The organism is Streptomyces sp. NPDC093225 (assembly GCF_044753805.1).
GTDB lineage: Bacteria > Actinomycetota > Actinomycetes > Streptomycetales > Streptomycetaceae > Streptomyces.
The window spans coordinates 202,944-223,304 of record NZ_JBIVNX010000004.1 but is presented as its reverse complement, the minus strand read 5'-3'; the positions used below and the strand labels follow the sequence as shown (position 1 = coordinate 223,304).

The 20,361-nt window shown below is 74.1% G+C and carries 15 protein-coding genes and 1 pseudogene; 3 read left to right on the top strand and 13 right to left on the bottom strand.

Annotation, left to right across the window (positions count from 1 at the left end):
* Positions 1 to 77: 77 nt before the first annotated feature.
* From ACIQCH_RS06665 to ACIQCH_RS06645, 5 genes and pseudogenes are all read right to left on the bottom strand, one after another.
* The gene (locus ACIQCH_RS06665) at positions 78 to 581 is read right to left on the bottom strand and encodes a hypothetical protein (protein WP_402578620.1); all 504 of its coding nucleotides are present in this window, start codon (positions 579 to 581) and stop codon (positions 78 to 80) included.
* Positions 582 to 812: 231 nt separating this feature from the next.
* Positions 813 to 3,383 (bottom strand): polynucleotide kinase-phosphatase, encoded by a 2,571-nt coding sequence (locus tag ACIQCH_RS06660; protein ID WP_402578618.1) that lies wholly within the window; start codon positions 3,381 to 3,383, stop codon positions 813 to 815.
* Positions 3,380 to 4,921, bottom strand: a complete 1,542-nt coding sequence (locus ACIQCH_RS06655; protein ID WP_402578616.1) for a 3' terminal RNA ribose 2'-O-methyltransferase Hen1 — start codon at positions 4,919 to 4,921, stop codon at positions 3,380 to 3,382. Before ACIQCH_RS06655 ends, ACIQCH_RS06660 begins: the two co-directional genes overlap by 4 nt.
* A 104-nt stretch (positions 4,922 to 5,025) precedes the next feature.
* Positions 5,026 to 5,937, bottom strand: coding sequence for a homocysteine S-methyltransferase (gene mmuM / locus ACIQCH_RS06650; RefSeq protein WP_402578614.1), 912 nt, complete (start codon positions 5,935 to 5,937; stop codon positions 5,026 to 5,028).
* A 119-nt stretch (positions 5,938 to 6,056) separates the two neighbouring features.
* Positions 6,057 to 7,001 (bottom strand): annotated as a pseudogene (locus tag ACIQCH_RS06645) (LLM class F420-dependent oxidoreductase); the annotation flags it as partial.
* Between the two features lie 204 nt (positions 7,002 to 7,205).
* Here ACIQCH_RS06645 and ACIQCH_RS06640 point away from each other — a divergent pair.
* Entirely contained in the window at positions 7,206 to 7,442 is a 237-nt protein-coding gene (locus ACIQCH_RS06640; protein ID WP_402578612.1) for a hypothetical protein, read from the top strand.
* A 25-nt stretch (positions 7,443 to 7,467) separates the two neighbouring features.
* Here the strand turns inward: ACIQCH_RS06640 and ACIQCH_RS06635 are convergent, their stop codons facing one another.
* The 5 genes from ACIQCH_RS06635 to ACIQCH_RS06615 all read right to left on the bottom strand — a co-directional run bounded on the left by ACIQCH_RS06635 (position 7,468) and on the right by ACIQCH_RS06615 (position 10,440).
* Positions 7,468 to 7,974: a DUF6099 family protein gene (locus tag ACIQCH_RS06635; RefSeq protein ID WP_402578610.1), complete on the bottom strand. Its 507-nt coding sequence runs from the start codon at positions 7,972 to 7,974 to the stop codon at positions 7,468 to 7,470.
* A gap of 150 nt (positions 7,975 to 8,124) precedes the next feature.
* The gene (locus ACIQCH_RS06630; RefSeq protein WP_402578694.1) at positions 8,125 to 8,445 is read right to left on the bottom strand and encodes a nucleotide pyrophosphohydrolase; all 321 of its coding nucleotides are present in this window, start codon (positions 8,443 to 8,445) and stop codon (positions 8,125 to 8,127) included.
* A 98-nt stretch (positions 8,446 to 8,543) separates the two neighbouring features.
* On the bottom strand, positions 8,544 to 9,782 hold the full coding sequence (locus ACIQCH_RS06625) for an AAA family ATPase (protein ID WP_402578608.1): 1,239 nt from the start codon (positions 9,780 to 9,782) through the stop codon (positions 8,544 to 8,546).
* Between the two features lie 93 nt (positions 9,783 to 9,875).
* A complete protein-coding gene (locus ACIQCH_RS06620) occupies positions 9,876 to 10,145 on the bottom strand; it encodes a hypothetical protein (protein WP_402578606.1) in 270 nt (89 codons plus the stop codon).
* Complete coding sequence (locus ACIQCH_RS06615) at positions 10,132 to 10,440, bottom strand: DUF6400 family protein (RefSeq protein WP_402578604.1); 309 nt, start codon at positions 10,438 to 10,440, stop codon at positions 10,132 to 10,134. Before ACIQCH_RS06615 ends, ACIQCH_RS06620 begins: the two co-directional genes overlap by 14 nt.
* 103 nt (positions 10,441 to 10,543) lie before the next feature.
* Between ACIQCH_RS06615 and ACIQCH_RS06610 the strand changes: the two genes are divergently transcribed.
* Complete coding sequence (locus ACIQCH_RS06610) at positions 10,544 to 11,098, top strand: YbaK/EbsC family protein (protein WP_402578602.1); 555 nt, start codon at positions 10,544 to 10,546, stop codon at positions 11,096 to 11,098.
* 85 nt (positions 11,099 to 11,183) lie between these two features.
* On the opposite strand, the gene ACIQCH_RS06605 is transcribed toward ACIQCH_RS06610, so the two are convergent.
* Positions 11,184 to 11,567, bottom strand: a complete 384-nt coding sequence (locus tag ACIQCH_RS06605) for a cell division protein SepF (RefSeq protein WP_402578600.1) — start codon at positions 11,565 to 11,567, stop codon at positions 11,184 to 11,186.
* 250 nt (positions 11,568 to 11,817) lie between these two features.
* On the opposite strand from ACIQCH_RS06605, the gene ACIQCH_RS06600 reads away from it, so the two are divergent.
* On the top strand, positions 11,818 to 13,113 hold the full coding sequence (locus ACIQCH_RS06600) for a YncE family protein (RefSeq protein WP_402578598.1): 1,296 nt from the start codon (positions 11,818 to 11,820) through the stop codon (positions 13,111 to 13,113).
* Between the two features lie 61 nt (positions 13,114 to 13,174).
* Here ACIQCH_RS06600 and ACIQCH_RS06595 read toward each other — a convergent pair whose 3' ends face one another.
* Both ACIQCH_RS06595 and ACIQCH_RS06590 read right to left on the bottom strand, forming a co-directional pair.
* Positions 13,175 to 13,954, bottom strand: a complete 780-nt coding sequence (locus ACIQCH_RS06595) for a hypothetical protein (RefSeq protein WP_402578596.1) — start codon at positions 13,952 to 13,954, stop codon at positions 13,175 to 13,177.
* Positions 13,955 to 14,156: 202 nt separating this feature from the next.
* A complete protein-coding gene (locus ACIQCH_RS06590) occupies positions 14,157 to 20,327 on the bottom strand; it encodes a phospholipase A2 (RefSeq protein WP_402578594.1) in 6,171 nt (2,056 codons plus the stop codon).
* Between the last annotated feature and the right edge of the window lie 34 nt (positions 20,328 to 20,361).

The window sequence follows — 20,361 nt, the reverse complement described above, 5'->3', positions numbered from 1 at the left end:
CGGGCGGCCTTTTGGCCGCGTGTCGGCCCAAGGCGGATGGGGCCGCCGGGACCTCCCGGGCCCTAGGGGGTCCGGCCTCAGCGCACGCCCAGGGCCGCGCCGGGGTCGCCCTGCAGGGTCGGCGCGAGGATCCCGAACTTGGGCAGCGCGAGCTCGGGCAGGCCGAAGTGCTGGGCGCCCGGCTCCGCCACGGGGGCACCGAGGACCGCGCCGGGGGTCTTGGCCGCCACGTCCGAGGCGGGCGAGGCCACCTGCGCCACGCCGTCCTTGCCGGTGCCCAGCAGGCTCGGCAGCGGGGAGGAGGCGTCGGTCGTGCCCAGCTCGCCGGCGAGCGGGACCATCGGGAGGACCGGGTTGGGCAGCAGCTCCCCGGTGTGGTGGCGCGGGCCGTCCGGGACGCCGGGGGTGAGCAGGGGCAGGCCGGTCGCGAGGTGGGGGGTCTTCATGCCCAGCGGCACCTCGAGGGCCTCCAGGGGCACGTCCACCGGGACGGCGCCGACGGCCAGCGCGGGCGACACGCCCACCGCCGACGCCACACACGTCACGAGCGCCGCGATGCTTCCGCGCGCGGTCATCTTCATACTGCGTTCCGTTCTTCCAGGATCGCGGACACTCCGCTGCCCTGGAAGAACGAGCCCACCCGCCGATTCCCCGAAAACTTCACCCGTCTGCCGTAACGCGACGGGGTGGTGCGGGGGAACCGGCGGGCGCGCGGGAGCGTCCGGGCCGCGCCTGCGGCAGCGGGAGCCACGGCCCGAACCCGCCCTCGGAACGGTGGGTCGGACCCGCTCGGAACGGTGGGTCGGACCCGCTCAGAGCCGCGGGTCGACCGGCTCCGACTCCAGCGCGAGCACCGCGAACACGGCCTCGTGCACCCGCCACAGCGGCTCCCCCGCCGCCAGCCGGTCCAGCGCCTCCAGCCCGAGCGCGTACTCGCGCAGCGCGAGGGAGCGCTTGTGCCCGAGGAACCGCTCGCGCAGCCGCTCCAGGTTCTCCGGGCGCGTGTACTCGGGACCGTAGATGATCCGCAGGTACTCGCGGCCGCGCACCTTCACGCCGGGCTGGACCAGGCGCCCCTTGGCGTCCCGGGCGTACGCGGCCAGCGGCTTGACGACCATGCCCTCGCCGCCGTCGCCGGTCAGCTCCAGCCACCAGTCGGTGCCGGCCCGTACGGACGCCTCGTCGCCGGTGTCGACGACCAGCCGCCGGGTGGCGCGCACCAGCCCGGTCGGGTCGTGCGCCACCAGCCGGTCCAGCCAGGCCAGCTGGGTGTCGTGCGGGACCTCGGTCGCGAGGCTGCGCCCCGCCGCGGCGAGCAGCTGGAACGGCGCGAACCTGACGCCCGCGAGCCCCTCGGTGCTCCAGCAGTAGCGCCGGTACGCCTCGGTGAACGCGGCCGCGTCGGCGGCCCGCTCCCGCTGCCGGGCGAGCAGCTCCCCGGTCTCCACCCCGCGGGCGGCGGCCGCCTCCAGCGCGGCGAGCGCGCCGGGGAACACCGCCCCCGAGGCCGCGCCGACCGCCGCGTACTGGCTGCGCAGCAGCCCGCCGGCCTTCAGCGACCAGGGCAGCAGCTCGCCGTCGAGCAGCAGCCAGTCCGTGCCGAGCTCGTCCCACAGGCCGGCGCCGCCGATCGCGGCCCGCAGCCGGTCCAGCACCTCCTCGGTGACGGCCGGATCGTCGAAGAACGGCCGGCCGGTACGGGTGTACAGCGAGCCGGTCGGTCCCTCGACCCCGAACCGCTCCCGGGCGACGTCCGCGTCGCGGCACACCAGGGCCACGGCGCGCGAGCCCATGTGCTTCTCCTCGCACACCACCCGCTCGACGCCCTCGGCCCGGTAGTGGGCGAAGGCCTCGGCCGGGTGCTCCAGGTAGCCCTCCACCTTGGAGGTGGCGGTCGGGGCCATGGTCGGCGGCAGGTACGGCACCAGCCGCGGGTCGACCGCGAACCGGCTCATGACCTCCAGCGCGGCCGCCGCGTTCTCCTCGCGGACCGTGACGTTGCCCTGGTGCCGGGTCTCGACCAGCCGGCGCCCGTGCACGTCGGCCAGGTCCAGCGGCCGGCCCTGGTGGCCCCCGGGGGCCTGCGGGACCAGCGGCTTGACGGGCTCGTACCAGACCTTCTCGGCGGGTACGTCGACCAGCTCGCGCTCCGGCCAGCGCAGCGCCGTCATCTTCCCGCCGAAGACGCAACCGGTGTCCAGGCAGACGGTGTTGTTGACCCAGGAGGTGTTCGGCACGGGCGTGTGCCCGTACACCACGACCGCCCGGCCGCGGTACTCCTCGGCCCACGGGTAGCGGACCGGCAGCCCGAACTCGTCGGTCTCCCCGGTGGTGTCGCCGTAGAGGGCGTGCGAGCGGACCCGGCCGGAGGTGCGGCCGTGGTACTTCTCGGGCAGTCCGGCGTGGCAGACCACCAGGTCGCCGCCGTCGAGGACGTAGTGGCTGACGAGCGAGGCGAGGAACTCCCGCACCTCGGCGACGAACGCCTCGTCCTCCCGGCCGAGCTGCTCGGCGGTCTCGGCGAGGCCGTGGGTGAGCTGCACCTTCCGGCCGTTCAGGTACCGGCCGAGCTTGTTCTCGTGGTTGCCGGGCACGCACAGGGCGTTGCCGGACTTCACCATGCCCATGACCCGGCGCAGCACGGCCGGGCTGTCGGGGCCGCGGTCGACGAGGTCGCCGACGAACACGGCGGTGCGTCCCTCGGGGTGGACGCCGTCCTCGTAGCCGAGCCGGGTCAGCAGGGTCTCCAGTTCGGAGGCGCAGCCGTGGACGTCCCCGACGATGTCGAAGGGGCCGGTGAGGTGGCGCAGGTCGTTGAAGCGGCGCTCCAGGACGACCTCGGCCGCGTCGACCTCGGCGACGGAGCGCAGCACGTGCACCTTGCGGAAGCCCTCGCGCTCCAGGCCGCGCAGGGAGCGGCGCAGTTCGCGGCGGTGACGGGTGATGACGTGGCGGGGCATGCCGGCCCGGTCGGGCCGGACGGCGTTGCGGGCCGCGCAGACGTCCTCCGGCAGGTCCAGGACGACGGCGATGGGCAGCACGTCGTGGGCGCGGGCCAGCTGCACGAGCTGGCGCCGTGCCTCGGGCTGGACGTTGGTGGCGTCGACCACCGTCAGCCGGCCGGCGGCCAGGCGCTTGCCGGCGATGTAGTGCAGGACGTCGAAGGCGTCCTTGCTCGCGCTCTGGTCGTTCTCGTCGTCGGCGACCAGGCCCCGGCAGTAGTCGGAGGAGATCACCTCGGTGGGCTTGAAGTGGCGGCGGGCGAAGGTGGACTTGCCCGAGCCGGTGGCGCCGATCAGCACGACGAGGGAGAGGTCGGTCACGGGCAGCGTGCGCCGCTCGGCGGCGGCCGGTGCGGTGGTGGTGTCGGGTGCGGTGGTCATACGGCCTTCTCCTCCTTCGGGGTGGCGGCGGGCGTGGTGGTGGTGCTGGTAGCGCTGGTGGTGGCGCTGGTGGTGTCGGTGACCGGGTGGTCCGTGGCCGTGGTGAGCGAGAACACCGCCATCTGGGTGGGCGGCCCCACCTCCGGGTCGTCGGTGCCGACGGCCTCGAAGGCGACTCCGTACCCGTACCGCTCCGCGACGGACCGGGCCCAGGAGCGGAACTCCTCCCGGGTCCACTCGAAGCGGTGGTCGCCGTGCCGGGCGTGCCCGGCGGGCAGGCTCTCCCACCGCACGTTGTACTCCACGTTCGGGGTGGTCACGAGCACGGTCCGGGGTCGGGCCGCGCCGAAGACGGCGTACTCGAGGGCGGGCAGCCGCGGCAGGTCGAGGTGCTCGATCACCTCGCTGAGCACGGCCGCGTCGTAGCCCGTCAGCCGCTTGTCGGTGTACGTCAGCGAGCCCTGGCGCAGCGTGACGCGCGAGCTCTGGCGCTCGCCCATGCGGTCCAGGCGCAGCCGGCGGGCGGCCACGGTCAGGGCGCGCACGGACACGTCCACGCCCACGATCTCCGTGAACGCCGGGTCCTTCAGCAGCTCCTGGACCAGCTGGCCCTGCCCGCAGCCGAGGTCGAGCACCCGCTGGGCGCCGGCCGTGCGCAGTGCGCCGACGAGGGCGGTGCGGCGCTGCACGGCCAGCGGGACCGGCCTGTCCTCGGTGTCGTGGGTCTCGTCCACGGCGTTGTCGAGCTCCTCGACGACCGTGCCGTCGGCCTCCGCGAGCCGGACCAGTTCGAGCCGCTCCATCGCCTGCCGGGTCAGGCCCCAGCGGCGGGACAGGAACCGGGCGGTGATGAGCGGGTGCTCGGGGTGGTCGGCCAGCCAGCCGTCGCCGGCCCGCAGCAGCTTGTCGACCTCGTCGGGGGCGACCCAGTAGTGCTTGGCGTCGTCGAGCACCGGCAGCAGGACGTAGAGGTGGTTCAGCGCGTCGGCCAGCCGCAGCTCGCCCTCCAGGACGAGCCGTACGTACCGGGAGTCGCCCCACTCGGGGAAACCGGCGTCCAGTGCGACGGGCTCCGCGGCGACCGTGCGCCAGCCGAGCGGCTCGAAGAGGCGGTGCACCAGCTCGGCCCCGCCCCGGGCGGGCAGCACCGGGATCTCGACGCGGAGCTCCCGCGGCTGCTCCGGGAGCTCGGGGCGGGCCGGGCAGCGGCCCTTGAGCGCGCTGGAGAACACCCCGCCGAGCGCGACGGCGAGCAGCGAGGATGCGGCGTACGGGCGGTCGTTGACGTACTGCGCGAGGGCCGCGTCCGGCGCGCCGCCCCGGCCCTTGCCCCGGCCCCGTCGCACCAGCGCCACGGGGTCCACGTCCAGCAGCAGCGCGGCCGTGCAGCGCTCCGCGCCCGCCTCGGGATAGAAGACGTGCGCGTTGCCGTGCGCCGTCCGGAAGACCTGGGCCTTGTCCGGATGCTTGTGGAGCAGGAAGCCGAGGTCGGTCGCGGGGCGGTCGTGGGTACCGGTGGTGGTGATGGTCAGGAACACCTGTCCGAGTATTCCCGCGCCCCGACCCCCTGACCACGCATTTTCCGTGTCGGTCCGCCCGGCCGCAGGCACGGCGGGGCGGCGTCGGAGCGCGGGGCGGGCGGTCAGGACGTCAGGCGGGGGGCCAGGGCGGCGACGTCCTTCGGGGTGACGCGGCAGCAGCCGCCGATGAGGCGGGCCCCCGCGCGGCGCCAGGAGGGCACCGGCCAGGGGGCGGGCGCGGCGGGGGCGTGCCAGACGCCGGTGGCGCCGTCCCACACGGAACCGTCGTTGGGGTAGGCGACCACCGGCTTGCCGGTGGCGTCGGCGGCCGTCCGCACGGCGTCGGCCACCTCGGCCGGGTCGCAGCAGTTGACCCCGACGGCGATCACCTCCGGGACCTCGGCGGCCAGGGCGAAGGCACGGGCGAGCGGCTGCCCGGCGCGGGTGCGGCCGCCCTCGACCGTGTACGAGAGCCAGGCCGCGGTGCCGGTGCCCGCGAGCAGCTCCAGCAGGACGGCGGCCTCGTCGGTGTCCGGGATCGTCTCCAGGGCCAGGACGTCCGGCCCGGCGGACAGCAGCGCCTCGATGCGGGGGGCGTGGAACGCCGCGAGCTCCCGTGCGCCGAGCCCGTACCGGCCGCGGTACTCGGAGCCGTCGGCGACGACCGCCCCGTACGGTCCCACGGACGCGGCCACCCACACCTCGCGCTCCGGCCCGGCCGCCCCGGCGGCCCGGTCGGCGAGCTCGACGCTGCGCCGCAGGAGCGCGGTGACCTCGTCCGGGCCGCGGCCCCGGCGGCCGAACTCCTCGTACGACACCTGGTAGCTGGCGGTGATGAGCACCTCGGCGCCCGCGCGGACGTAGGCGGTGTGGGCCGCCGCGACCTGTGCGGGCGCCTCGGCGAGCACGCGGGCGGACCACAGGCCGCCGGACAGGTCGCAGCCCTGGTCGGTGAGCTGGTTGCTGAGGCCCCCGTCGAGGAGCACCGGCCGCACCGCCAGCGCCTCGGCGAGCGGCGTGCCCGCGCGCGCCATCAGCCCTGGGGGCCGCCGGTGCCCGCCGTCCGGCCGGCACCGGGTCCCTCGACGGGTCCCTCGCCGGGTCCGGAGGACACCCAGGGCCCGGCCAGGGTTCCCGCCCGGGTCGGGCCGCCGAGGTGCGGCATGATCCGGTCGGCGATCAGCTCGAGGTGGTCGAGGTCGTGCAGGTCGAGCACCTGGAGGTAGATGCGCCGGGAGCCGACGGCGCGGTAGCCGGCGATCTTCGTGAGCACCTCGTCGGGCGTGCCGGCGAGGCCGTTGGCCTTGAGCTCGTCGACCTCCCGGCCGATGACCGCGGCGCGCCGGGCCACTTCGGCGTCGTCCCTGCCCACGCACACCACCAGGGCGTTGGAGTACACCAGGTCCCCCGGCGCGCGCCCGGCCGCCGCCACGGCCTCGCGCACCCGGCCGAACTGCCGCTCCGTGTCGGCCACCGAGGCGAACGGGATGTTGAACTCGTCGGCGTACCGGGCGGCCAGCCGGGGGGTGCGGCGGGCACCGTGGCCGCCGACCAGCACGGGCACCTTCGCCTGAGCGGGCTTGGGCAGTGCCGGCGAGTCCGTGAGCTGGTAGTAGGTGCCGTCGAAGTCGAACGTGTCCCCGACCTTCGTCTCCCACAGCCCGGTGACGATGGCCAGCTGCTCCTCCAGGCGGTCGAACCGCTCCTTCGGGAAGGGGATCCCGTACGCCTGGTGCTCGCGCTCGAACCAGCCCGCGCCCAGGCCGAGTTCCACCCGCCCGCCCGACATCCGGTCGACCTGGGCGGCCTGGATCGCCAGGACCCCGGGGAGGCGGAAGGTCCCCGCGGTCATGAGGGTGCCCAGGCGGATCCGGCTGGTCTCCCGGGCCAGTCCCGCGAGCGTGATCCACGCGTCGGTGGGGCCGGGCATGCCGGGCGGCTCCTCCCCGTCCCCGGGCGCCCGGTCGGCCCCCATGCGCAGGTAGTGGTCCGACCGGAAGAAGGCGTCGAAGCCGAGGTCCTCGGTGGCCTTGGCGACGCGCAGGAGCGTGTCGTAGTCGGCGCCCTGCTGGGGTTCCGTGAAGATGCGAAGATCCATACCTCCCATCCTGCCCCGCCGGCACCCCGGCTGGGTGAATCTGCGTCAACCAGGTACTCCGCGCCCGTCCGGGCCAGTGACCGGCGCCCGGGGAGATCGTTGGCTCGGTCGGAGCCGGACCGCCCGGCCCGCGCGCCGGCGGCCGCCGCCGGTGCGTTCACCGCCCCCTTCCCCCGCGGAAGGGCCCGGGCCGAGGAGGCCGCCATGTCCCAGGAACACGTGCCGCAGCACACCGGACAGGCCGAGCAGGACAAGGCGGTGCCCGCCCAGTCCGGGGCGCCGAAGGGCCTGCTGCAGCAGATGGAGGAGCTGATGGCCGCACTGAACGCGGACCTGTCACAGCTCGACGCCGATCTCCAGACCTCCGCGGAGCGCCGCCCCGAGCCGGTGGCGCTGAGTCACGACGCCGAGGGCGAGCTGCCCTCCCGCCGCTCCTTCTGACCCCTCCCTCCGGCCGACCGCCGGTTCAGCCGGCGCCCGCCGTCGAGTCCCGGGCGGCACCGGAGGTGCTGCCCCGCTCCCGATCCGTGAGCCTGCGCAGTATCGCCCGGACCCGGTCGCTGGACTCGTCGGCCGCGTCGATCGCCTCGATGCAGTGCCAGTACAGGCCTTCGTCGTCGGTGGCGCACGCGACCGACACGAGGGCTATGCCGACCTCCCCGAGGAGCGCCCCCAGGCCCAGCAGGGCCTGCCGCAGGTCGCCCAGCGCCGACAACTGCGCCGATCTGGGCACCGTGTCCGCTCTGGCGTCGAGCCCCAGGGCCTGCCGGTCCAGCACGCCGCAGCCCCTGCCGCCCGCTTCGCCGAGGCCCCGCGCCTCCGTTCTCAGCTCCGGCGGCCCCGTGACCGCCAACCAGCTTCCCATCGTCTGGGCGAGCGCCTGGGCCTGCCAGGCCTCCACCACCGTGTCCCCCACCGTCCGGCTCTGTGCCAGAGCGTGACGGCCGGCCGCGATGAGCCGTACCGCATCCATATGCCGTCCCCCGTCCGTACGACATCTTGCTGCTTAGCCACTACCCAGCGTGAGGGCAATGGACCCGTAAAGCCAGGGGTATTCGGAAATCTGTGGACACTCTCACGGTTGTGGACAAGTCCATCACTCCGAAGAGTGACGATCAGGCCCTCACGGCGTGGCTCCTGGCCGCGGGAAGCGCGTTTCGTTGCGGTCGATCTTGGCAGAGAGGGCTGACAACGGGTCCACCCCGAGCACCGCGCAGAACTGCAGCAGGTACGCCAGCACGTCCGCGACCTCGTCCCCGACCCGGTGCGCGGCCTCCGGGTCGTCCATCACCCGGGCCGACTCCTCCGGCGTCAGCCACTGGAAGATCTCGACCAGCTCCGACGCCTCGACGCTCAGCGCCACGGCCAGGTTCTTCGGGGTGTGGAACGGCTCCCAGGACCGCGCGGCGGCGAACTCGACGAGCCGCTCCTGCAGGGACGCCAGCGTGACGGCACCGCCGACCCCCGCCGCGCCCCCTGCGCCCCCAGCGTCCCCCGCCCCCGCCGCCCGTCCCGGTCGCCCCTGTGACTTCTCCGATGCGCTCACGCCACCAGGTCTACCACCGACACCCCGGCCAGCCCGCGGGCCCCCGCCCCGTCCTCCCCCACGGCTCCCGCGAGCCGGATGTGCCCACGACCGCAGGAGAGCAGGGCCAGCCGCAGCAGCTCGGCGGTCTGCCGGGCGTCGAGGCCGCGGTCCAGGCCGTCGGCCAGGACCGCCAGCGCCTGGCGCGCGGGCAGCAGTTCCGCCGCCGGGTCGACGGCCAGCACGCCGGGCCCGGTGAGCAGCACCAGCGCCAGGGCGAGGAACCGCAGCTCGCCCTCGCCCAGCCGGCCGAGCGGGGTGCCCGGGACGACCCCGCCCCGTCCGAGCTCGGCCGTGACCCGCCCGTCGGCCAGGGTGCGGGCGCGGAGGTCGGCCACCGGGCCGGTGCAGCCCGTGCGGGCGGCCCGGACGAGCGCGGCGTGCCGGGTGGCGCACTCGTCGCGGGTCCGGCGCAGGACCTCGGCCAGGTTGTCGCAGCCGGCGCGGAGCAGTCCGGCGCCGGGGGCCGCGGGGGCCCGCATCCGGTGCGGCTGCGGATCGCAGGCGAAGACGGCGCGCAGGGCCACCACGACCTGTTCGGCGGCGGCCAGCACCGTGCGCTGGCCGGCGGTGCTGCCGGCGACGCGGAGCGGGAGCAGGGCCGTGCCGAGCCGGTCGTCGGGGAGCGGGGCGCGGGTGACGTGCGCGGTGCCTCCGGTGAGCCAGGCCGCCTGCACGCTGCGGCGCCGGGGGTCGGTCAGCGCGGTGGTGAGCAGGGTCTGCCCGGCGACCTCCAGCCGTTCGCCCACGACCCGCAGCTCGGGGTCGGCCTGGACGGCGAGGTCGAGGCGGACCGGGCCGGCGGGGCCGTCGACCGTGCAGCCGATGCGGAAGCCGCGCCGGCCCTGGGCGTCGGCCACGGCGCGGTCGGGGACGCAGTCGGACGCGTCGGGGAAGGCCTCGGCGAGCGTCCGTCCGCAGGCGAGGGCGGCGAGCCGGGCGTAGGCCTCCAGGGCGGTGGACTTCCCCGTGCCGCTGGCGCCGGCGAAGAGGGTGACGGGCCCGAGCGGGAAGGCGGCCCCGCGGTGGCGCTTGTACGCCGAGAGCCGCAGCTCGGTGACGGCGGGGCGGGCCGGCCCGGCGGCAGGGCGTTCCGGGGCCGGGGCGACGGCCGGGCATTCCTGGGACGGGGCTGCGGCAGGGCGTTCCGGGGACGGCGCGGCATCCGGGCGGAGGCGGAGAGGGGTGGCGTCCATGCGCCGTGACGCTACGCAGTCGCCCGCGCGCCGAACCGTTCCGCCCTCGGCGCCTTCCTACGAACGGACTACCGGAGCCACCCGCACCGGACCCTAGGAGGGGTCCCCGAGGTCGGCGCGGGCGCGCGAGCGCTGGTCGGGGATGGACCGGGTCGCGCCGAAGCCGCTCTCGTGCACCCACACGTGCGTGCACGCCGGGCACTGGAGGTGGAGCAGGCTGCCGGTGTTCGTCAGCAGGTAGCGCCAGTGGGTGCCGCAGTTCCGCCGCGCCCCGCACGGCTCGCACCCCCGCGCGTCGTCGCACCGGGGGCAGGCGACCCAGGCGCGGCGGCCGGGGTCGGCCTGCGGGTCAAGGGGCAGCATGGCCACCGCCGGACCGGCGCGGCAGCACGCCGGCCGCGACCAGGTCCTCGTACAGGCGCTGCTGCTCGGCGTCGAGGCCGGAGTACAGGAGGTCGTACGCCTGCTCCTCGCCGCGCAGCACCTCGACCGGGTCCCAGTCCGCACCGATCGCGGCGAGGACCTGGGCGCGCCGCTCGATCTCGTGCGCGGTGAAGTCGACGTCGAAGCCGATCGTCGGGCCGGCGCCCTCGGGCGTCCTGCCGGGGCCGTCGCCGGGTCGGGCGGGCGGCTCGGGTATCGGGTCGTGGGAGGTCATGCCACAGGAAATTAGGCAAACCTTGCTTTTCCGGTCAAGGGAGGGTGCGCGGAGTCACATGTAACCCTGCGTCGCGGGGGCCCGCTGGTGCACGATGAGCCCCATGCGTGCACCCATCGGAAACTTCGACAACGCCCGCCCCGCCCCCGACTGCCTCGACGAGCTCACCGGGCCCGTCGCCGCCGCCGTCCGCGCCTGGCGCGGGACCGTGCCGGCCGACGAGATGATCTACGTGGACACCGACCCGGCGAAGGCCGACACCGCGGCCTTCGTCGAGCACTACGGCCAGGACCTCATGACCGCGTCCGCGAACTGCGTGGTGGTCGCCGCCAAGCGCGGCGGCGAGACCACCCTCGCCGCCTGCCTGGTCCCCGCCGCCGCCCGCGCCGACGTCAACGGCACGGTCCGCCGCCTGCTCGGCGCCCGCAAGGTCTCCTTCGCCTCGATGGACACCGCGGTGGAGCTCAGCGGCATGGAGTACGGCGGCATCACGCCGATCGGGCTCCCGGCGGACTGGCCGGTCCTGGTGGACTCGACGGTGGCCGACATGCCGTGGGTGCTGATCGGCAGCGGGCGCCGCCGCGGCAAGCTGATCGTCCCGGGCAAGCTCTTCACCGAGCTCCCCGGCGCGGAGCTGGTCGAGGGCCTCGCCTCCTGACCGTCCCGGCCGTGCCCCGACATGCGTACGCCCCGCACGGGGCGGGGCGTACGCGGGCGGGCGGGCGGGCGGTCCGGGAACCTGGTCAGGAGTGCGGGATGGCGGCGGCGATGCCCTCGACCTCGGTGCCGACGGGCGCCAGCAGGAAGACGTTGCGGTCGACGCGGTGCATGCCGCTGCCGAGGCCGAAGACGACGCCGCTGCTGAAGTCGAGGATGCGCTTGGCGACCTCGGTGTCGGCCCCCGTGAGGTCGAGGAGCACGGGGATCTGCGCGATCAGGTACTCGGCCACCTCGCGCGCGTCCGCGAAGACCTGGACCCGCAGGACGACGAACCGGCGCTGCCGTTCGATCTGCTCGCGCGGGATCGTCCGGTGGTCGACCCGCGACGGCCATTCGTTGCGGCTGCGCAGGGGGACGACCTGGGCCAGCCCCTCCCACTGTTCGTCGGTGACGTCGTACCTGCTCACCGGACCACCTCGGCCCCGCCATTCATGTGCATCCCCACATCCTCTCGCGTTTCACCCGATCAGCCCAACACCGACACGGACGAATGCGTTGCGGAGGCGCGCGAAGGTCTGGCCACGGAACTGACGGGTCAGTACCTTACCGGCAGGTAATGGACCCCCCACGTGTGAGGAGCCCTCCGTGCGCCCCGGTTCGAAGACCAACTCCCTTACAGAGTACGGCCGTTCACGAAAGTCCCGGCGATCGCGCGGAGTGGCCGCGGGCACCGCGCCGCTCGCCGCGCTGACCGCTCTGGCGGCACTGACGGTCGCCGCCCCCGGCACCTCGTACGCCCGGTCCGCCCCCGACGCGGCCCCCGGAGCCGGCGCCGCCCGGTCGGTGCCGGCGGTGTCCGCCGACGGCCTGCGCGAGGTGCTCTTCGTCGGCAACAACTGGGACGGCACCGCCGACGTCCTGGCCTCCTCCGGCGACCTCGCCCGGATCGGCCGGATCAACGTGGTCCCGGACAAGGACGAACGGCTCCGCGAGATCTACCTCAACCCCATCAAGCTGGGCTACTTCCTGGGCATCCGCAGCACCGCGGGCGAGGGCCACGACCAGTTCGCCGACGACATGTACGCCACCCCGGACGGCACCGCGCTGGTCGTCTCCCGGCCCAGCTTCGCGGACGTGGTCTCCCTCGACCTGGCCACGGGCCGGCTCAACTGGCGCTTCCCGGTGGCCGGCTACCGGGCCGACCACATGGCCGTCTCCCCCGACGGCACCAAGGTCGCGGTGTCCGCCTCCACCGCCAACACCGTGCACGTGCTGGACATCCGTACCGGCCGCCAGGTGGGGTCCTTCGCCACCGGCGACAAGCCGCACGAGAACGTCTACACCGAGGGCGGCCGCTACCTCTGGAACATGTCCATCGGCGACGTCACCAGCGCCCTCGACGCGTCGTGGCTGGACTGGACGAAGGGCGACCGGCGCATCACGGTGGTGGACGCGCAGACGTACAAGCCGGTCAAGGTGATCGACATGCGCCAGCGGCTGGACGCGGCCGGGCGCTCCGACCTCTCCGACGCCGTGCGGCCGGTGGCCTTCACGCCGGACTGGTCGAAGCTGTACTTCCAACTGTCGTTCTTCAACGGCTTCGTCGAGTACGACGTGGCCGCCGACCGGATCACCAAGATCAAGACGCTCCCCAAGAACCCGGCCACCAGCGAGGACCGCACCACCTGGGTCAACGACTCGCGCCACCACGGCCTCGCGATGAACCCCGAGGGCACGAAGCTGTGCGTGGCCGGGACGATGGACGAGTACGCCACCGTCGTCGACCGGGCCACCCTCGCCGAGGGGCCGCTGGTGCCGGCCGACAAGCCGTACTGGGCGACCGTCAGCGGCGACGGCAGGTCCTGCGTGATCTCCGAGAGCGGCTCCGACCGGGTCACGGCCATCGACTTCGCCACCGGCCGGCCGACGGTGTCCGTCCCGGTGGGCGACCACCCGCAGCGCGTCCGGCTGGGCCGGATACCGGCCGGCTGGACCGGGCCGGCGGCGCGGTAGGGGCCGGCCGGCCCCTCGGACCGGGACGGCCGGGGCCGCCGCCGCGCGCGGCGGCCCCGGCTCAGTGGGAGGCGGCGGGCCGGGCCGGGTGGACGGCGTGGGCCAGGGCGGCCCCGAGGGCGAACGCGCCGCCGGCCACGGCCCAGGCGAGCAGGTCGGGGGCGGTCCAGCCCCACAGCGGGACGGCGGCGCTGTCGACCACCGCGATCAGCACCACCCCACCGCCGGCCAGCGCCGCGGTGGACGTCGGGCGCCGGCCGCTGGCGCGCAGCGCCCAGCCGAGTCCGTGGCCGAGGGCCAGGGCGAGGACGGCGGCGGCGGTACGGGCCGCGGCCGCGCCGTGCTCGGCGACGGCCTGGGCGAAGAAGGCGGCCAGGCCCGCGGCCGCGACGGCGGCGACGGGCAGCAGAGCGTCGCGGAAGCCGGACCGCAGCAGCTCGGGGGTGCGGTCACGGCGGGCCAGGTAGGCGACCAGTCCGGTGCCCGCGACCATCAGCGCGGCCGTGAACAGCCAGTCGACGGACCAGAGTCCGGCGAAGCCGTCCGGGGCGGGCCGGTGGCTGAGGTACGAGGCCAGGAGGAGCGCGGCGGGGGTGCCGCCGACCCCGACCATGGCCGCCGCCGGGCGGGCGGTGATGCGGCCCACTGCGGCCGCCAGGACGGCCAGCACCAGCGCGAACAGGGCGACTCCCCAGACGGTGTGTCCGGAGGTCAGGGTGGTGGAGCCGGGCCCGGCCGGCACCTCGGCGCGCGGGTCCCAGGGCATGAGGAGCAGGTACGCGCCGGCGGCGAGGGCCGCGGCCGGCAGGGCCGTCAGGGCGGCGGGCTTGGAGGCGTTCATGGGGTCTTCTCCGCGAGGGCGAGGCGGGGGCGAGGGGGCCGGGGAGCCAGGGGGCCAGGGGCGTGAGGGGTGAGGCAGTGGGCGTACACGGCGCGGATACGCCGGCGGGGCCGGCGGGAACGGACCGCTGTGGTCGTTCCCGCCGGCCCCTCTCGGAGTCGGTCACCGCGCTTCGGGGGCGGTGGTCCGGATCCCGTTCCGATCAGATCCCGAAGGCGTCGTCACCGAACCAGTGGACCGCGTAGTAGAAGCCCTCCGCGGCGCCCTTGCAGGGCTGCTCCGTGAAGATGTTCTTCGGCTCGCAGATGTACTTCTTCATGTCCTTCTTGAAGTTGGAGTCGATCCGGTCCTTGTACTTCCGCTTCTTGCGGTGCTGGTCCTGGTAGTTCCGGTAGCCGAAGTCGTGGCGGGCGCAGGGCCAGCGGAACTCGGAGCTGTAGTAGTAGACGACCGCGCTGGAGACCTTCACCAGCCAGGGGGCCGAGCAGCCGTTGTCCTTCCAGATCAGGCCGTCGCTGTGGTGCCTCTTCTGCTTCTCCTTCTTGAACGTCCACAGGCTCTTGTGGAAGAGCCAGGTGTCGGTCTTCGAGGCCTTGGAGCGGCTGGCGCTGTAGGAGGTCATGGCCGTCGGGGCCGACAGCGGGGCCGCACTGCAACCGGGGCAGGAGGAGAGCAGGCTGCCCGCGCCGATGGACTCCTGGCCGGTGATCTGGTCGGCCGGGTTGGTGCCGACGGTCAGGTCGCCGATGCTGTCGCGCACCAGGAACTCACCGGTGGCCGGGGTGTACTGGATCTGGCCGTCGTCGCTCGCCTCGTTCAGCGAGATGGTGACCGTGCCGTCCGCGTCGATCGCCGCGAGGCCGTTGAGGTCGGCGACGTCGGTGATCAGGGTGCGGGTGACGGCGGTGCCGTTCTGCGTCCAGACCAGCTGGTCGCTGCCGTCGTAGTGGAACTTCTGGGTCTCCACCGAGGCCCAGGTGCCGCCGCTGTTCGTCTCGATCAGGGCGCCGCGCTTGCGGCCCAGCGGGTCGAGCGTCCAGGTCTGCCGGCGGGTGCCGGCGGTCTGGCTCTGCAGCTGGTCGTTGGCGAAGTACGTCGACGACAGGCCGTCGGGGCTGGTGGTCAGGCGACCGCGGGCGTCGTACTGGTAGCCCGCGTCGACGATCCGGCCGGCCGAGTCGTACGCGTGGCTGGTGGCCGCGCCCGCGGAGGTCGGGCAGCCGGTGTCGGTGGTGCCGGTGGCCGAGGCCTCGGTCTTCTTGCTGCCGTTGGCGTCGTACGTGTAGCTGTACACCGCGCAGGTACCGGAGCCGTCCTGGGCCTCGGTCCGCTGCGTCACCAGCCGACCGCCGGCGTCATAGGTGTTGGCGGCGACCGTCAGGCCCGAGCGGTTCAGCAGCTGGCCGTGCACCGAGGTGCTGCCGGCGCTGGCGAAGAAGGGCTCGGTCTGGCCGTCCAGGGTGTAGGTGCGGTTGACCGTCTCGCCGCCGGGCGCGTTGGTCTGGCGCATCGTGACCCCGCCGGGCAGGGTCTGCTCGACCGTGTTGCCGTCGGCGTCGTACTTGTTGGTGAAGACACCGGCGCCGGAGTCGGTCACCTTGGTCGCCAGGCCGCGCGGCTCGGCGTTCGTGTCGTACTCGTAGGTGGTGGTGTACGGGGCGGAGCCGACCGTCCTGACGGTGCGGTCCAGCGCGTCGTACTCGGTGCCGGTCGTGGCGCCCTCGGCGTCGGTGTACTTCGTCACGCGGCCGAGCGCGTCGTACTCGGTGGTCACCGCGCCGTCGGCGGTGGCGACCTTGGTGACCTGGCCGTTGGCCGGGTCGTAGGTGGTGGTGGAGGCCTGCACCGCAGCGCCCGGTCCGGAGACCGAGTTGGTCACGGGGCGGCCGGCGGCGTCGAAGGCCGTGGTGATGACCTGCGAGGAGCCGTTGGCGGTCTCGGTGCGCTTGGCGACCTGGCCGTGCCGGTCGTACTCGGTGACGACGGTCGGCAGCTCGTCGGGGTTGCCGTTGGCGCCGGTGATCTTGGCGACCGGGGCGGTCTTGCAGACCAGGTCGGCCCACTCCGGTCGGCCGGAGCAGTCGCCCGTGCCGCCCGCGGTCCAGTAGACCGTGGTGCTGGCGGAGGCGTCCGCGCCGTCGGAGGCCGGGACGGTCGACAGCGTCGGGCGGCCCTGGCTGTCGTAGCCGGTGGTCCGCTTCAGGGCGAGGCCGGCCGGGTCGTCGGTCTTGGAGGTGGGCAGGCCCTTGGCCCAGTCGTAGCCGGTGGCCAGGGTGCGCACCTCGGCCTCCGGGTAGCCGGTGACCACGATGCCGGTGCTCTTCTTGGTCTCCAGGTGCGCGGCCTTGGCGCTGCCGTCGGTGGGACGGCCCTCGTCATAGGCGGTGCGGGTGTGCTCGCGGGCGGCCACCTCGGAGCCGGCCGCGACGGCCGGGAGGTCGGCGGTGGCCGTGAGGCCGGCCGCGAGACCGGTCAGCTTCAGCGGGCTGAGGCTGTCGAGCTCGTCGACGCCGTCGGCGCTGTAGACGCTGACCGAGGAAAGCATGTCGGAGCGCTCGGCGGTGCCCAGCTCGGAGATGTTCAGCGCGTCCAGGCTCTGGGCGGCGCCGGGTGACGTGCCCAGGGCGAGGGCACGGTTGGCCGCGGTCAGCTCGCGGACCTCGTTGCCGAAGGCGTCGTGCTCGGTGGTGGTGACGAACCCGCCGGGCTGCGCGGTGTTGACCTGGCGGCCGGAGGCGTTGGTGTAGGTGACCACGGCCCGCTTGTAGTCGCCGGCGGCGAGCGCGTCACCGTCGTTGGCGGACGGGACCTGGTCGGCCGGGAAGAGGGCGGTGGCGTCGGTGGGGACGTCGCTCTGGCTCCAGGCGGCCACGTCGGAGGCGCCCATGGTGTACGGGGCCTTCGCTCCGCTCAGCGGCACGCCGTAGACGACGCTGGTGGCGGCGGTGCCGTTGGTCTCCGTCTTCGAGCCCTGGGTCAGGGTCGGGTGGGAGGCCTTGAGCAGCATGCCGTCGCCGGAGACCGGGGAGGTGCCGACCTTGCCGTAGGTGAGGGTCCAGGGCAGGACGCCGGGCTCGCCGTACTTCACGACGCGGCCGGCCGCGTCGTACTCGTAGGTCTTCTTCTGCGCCGGGGAGACCCGCGGGTCCCACTGCTCGCGCAGGCGGCCGTCCTTGTCGTAGGCGTACGAGGTGATGTCGGTCGCGGTCGCGGCGGCGGCGCCGGGGTTGGTGGCCCAGAGGCGGATGCCCTGGACGCGGCCCGCGTAGTCGCCGAGCGCGGAGTCGGTCGCGGTGGTGCTCGCGGCGTACACGTACTCCAGGACGCGGCAGCCCTTGGTGGACGGCGTCACCTTGCAGACGTCGATGTCGACGGCGCTGGTGCGGGCGACCAGGTACTTCGGGCGGGCGACCTGCTTGCCGTTCTCGGGGACGACCGTGGAGACCAGGAAGGTGCTCGGGTTGGCCGGGTCGTCGGTGGGACGGGCGGTGGCGGACAGCTGCCAGGCGGAGGTGCCGGTGGCCTTGGTGAAGGTGCTGGTGACGCCCTTCGTGTCCTTCAGGGTGTACGAGCCGTCGGCGCCCTTGGTGAGCACCAGGCCCTCCGCACCGGGCTCGGGCTTGAAGCCGCCGCCGGTGGTGGCCGTGAAGCCGGTCTGCTTGCCCTCGCCGTCGGTGACGGTGACCAGGCCCGCGGCGGGCTCCTGGACGGTGGCCCAGTTGCTCTCGGTGGCGGCGAGTTCGGTGCCGCCGGCCCACTCCGGGCCGAAGATCGCGGCCTGGCCGGTCTGGGCGGCGCCCAGGGCCGGGCGGCGCGAGGAGGCGGCGCGGGTGACCGACATGCCGAACACCGTGGCGTCGGACTCGGCGAGGGTGAAGTCACCGGTGAGGGCGTTGACGTCGCCCGGGCCGACCGAGAGGTCGGGGGCGGCGCCGGCGGCGCGGTCCACGGTGACGGTGTTGGCCGGGGAGTAGTCCGTGGAGCTGCCGTCGGTGACGACGGCGCGGACGTCGACGGGTCCGTCGGCGGCCAGCGTCTGGGTGATGTTCCAGCTCAGCTCGGGGACGGTGCCGCCGGTGACGGCGACCGGCCAGGCGGTCGGGGTGGCCCCGGTGGCGGCGATCCGGACGTCCGCGACGGGCACGTCCTTCCAGGCGTCGGTCTCACCGCGGCGGTACTGGTAGCGCACCCCGGTGTCGGTGGGCTTGGCCTGGGCCAGCAGCGCGGTGCGGCTGGCGGGGCGGTCGCCCTCGGCCGGGGCCAGCAGGGCGGCACCGGAGCCGGCGTAGAAGGTGTACGTGACGTCGGCGGAGACGTTGCCCGCCGCGTCGCGGGTGTGCACGGTCAGGACGTGCTTGCCGGCGCGGAAGGCCAGGGACTTGGTGACCGCGGCGCCGGTGGTGGCGGCGGTGGTCCAGGTGCCCGAGTCGAGCTTGTACTGGATGTCCTTCACGTCGCTGGAGGGCGGGGTGAAGGTGAAGTTGCCGGAGAAGTCGCCGTTGGAGTTGGCGGTGCCGGACCACTGGCCGGCCGGGAAGGCGGTGGAGCCGACCGCGGTCGTGCTCGGCTTGGTGGTGTCGACGGTGAACGTCTGCCAGGCGGACCAGGTGCCGTTCCAGTTGTTGCCGTCGTAGACGGCGGCGCGCCACTTGTAGCTGCCCGGGGCGAGCGCGGTGGTGGGCGTCCACGGGGCGTTGGAACCGGAGGCCGTGTAGGCCGACTTGCCGGTCTGCAGCGCGGCGGTGCCGTTGGCGGCCCAGATCTCGTAGGAGAGCTGGACGGTGTTGCCGTCCGGGTCGGTGGCCTTGCCCGTGAGGGTCGGGGTGGTGTCGTTGGTCGACGAGCCCGAGAGCGGGGAGACCGCGGTGGCCGCACCCGGCTTGGTGTTGTAGTTGATCGTCAGCGAGGGCTCGTACGTGGCGTTGTGCGCGCCGTCGACGTAGTTGGCGCTGCGGTAGCGGCGCCAGGTCAGCGGGTCGGCCTCGTCGGCGGAGGCCACGCGCAGGCCGTAGTTGGCCTGGCCGTCGGCCCAGGACTGGGCGATGGCGTCGATGTCCCAGGTGCTGGAGCCCGCCGGGCAGGAGGAGCTGTAGCCCTTGGCGTCCTTGATGGTGGCGGCGCCGGTGGCCGTGGTGGCCGGCTGGTTGGACCAGGTGATGGCGGACGGGTCCCAGGCGGCCGTGACGCGGCGGACCTGGACGCCGGCGTTGGCGGTGTTGCAGGTCGACGAGTAGTACGAGTACATGCGCAGCTTCGCGTCGAGGATCTGCTTGCCCTTGTACTTGTCCACGTTGAACTGCAGGAACGAGCGGGCCTTCTCGACGCCGTCGTACGTGCCCGCCTTCAGCTCGGTGGAGCCGCGCTGCGAGGTCAGGTAGTCGTCGTACTGGATCCAGGTGTCGGTGATCGGCCCCATCAGGGAGTCGGTCGGGTCGATCGTCACCGGGTACTTCACGTTCGGGTCGTTGAGGAACGCGGCGCTCGGCTTGAGGACGAGGACCTGCTTGCCGTCCTTGCCCGTCTCGATCTCGACGTCGACGTTGGCGATCTTCTCGGGCTCGCCGGAGCCCTTGTCGATCGTGGCGCCCCACATGACGGGCGCGGGCGCGGTGGCCTTCGCCTTGTTCTTCGTGTCGTCCCAGCGCAGCCGCTTGTCGGCGGTCTCCTTGAGGGTCAGACCGTCGGCCTCGATGGGCAGCCGGTACTCGACCGGGGCCTTGGGGCGCTCGCGCAGGACGACGTTGTGGGTGAAGCCCTCCTTGAGGGCGGTGACGACCAGGTCGCCGCCGGGGACGGCGTTCTCGTACGTGGCGGTCGGGCCGTCGAGCTTGGGCTTGGGGAGCTTGCCCTCCCACGCGACGCCCAGCGAGTGCTTGCCCTTGTCGACCGCGGCCAGCGGCTCGCCGGTGCCGCCGTCGGACAGTTCGACGTCGGCGGCGGCCTGCTTGGGCTGGATCTTCCCGCCCTCGGGGACCAGCGTCATGTCGATCGGCGCCCAGTTGCCGTGCTCGTCCTTGGCGCGGATCGGACCGGTGAACGACTCGAGGGTGGTCGTGCCGTCCGGGTTGGCGAAGGTGCTGGTGGAGTCGGTGCGCTCGGCGAGGATCTCGATGCGGCGCTTCTGCACCTTGGCCATCAGGCGGGCGGAGGCGGCGTTGGGCGCCTCGGCCGGTCCGAGGGTCTTCGGCCGGGCGGCGGGGCGTACGGCGTTCGGCGCGGCCTGCGGGGTGCTGGCCAGCGCGATGCCGCCGCCGTCGGCCACCATCAGGACGGCGATCGCGGCGGCCTGCCACATGTGGCGGCGCCGGGCGGTGGGGAGGGATCTTCTCTCGGACGCGTCGGCTATGTCGTCGTGCGTCGGGGAGGGGGGCATGTCGGATGGCATGCGGAACGTACCTCACTGTTAC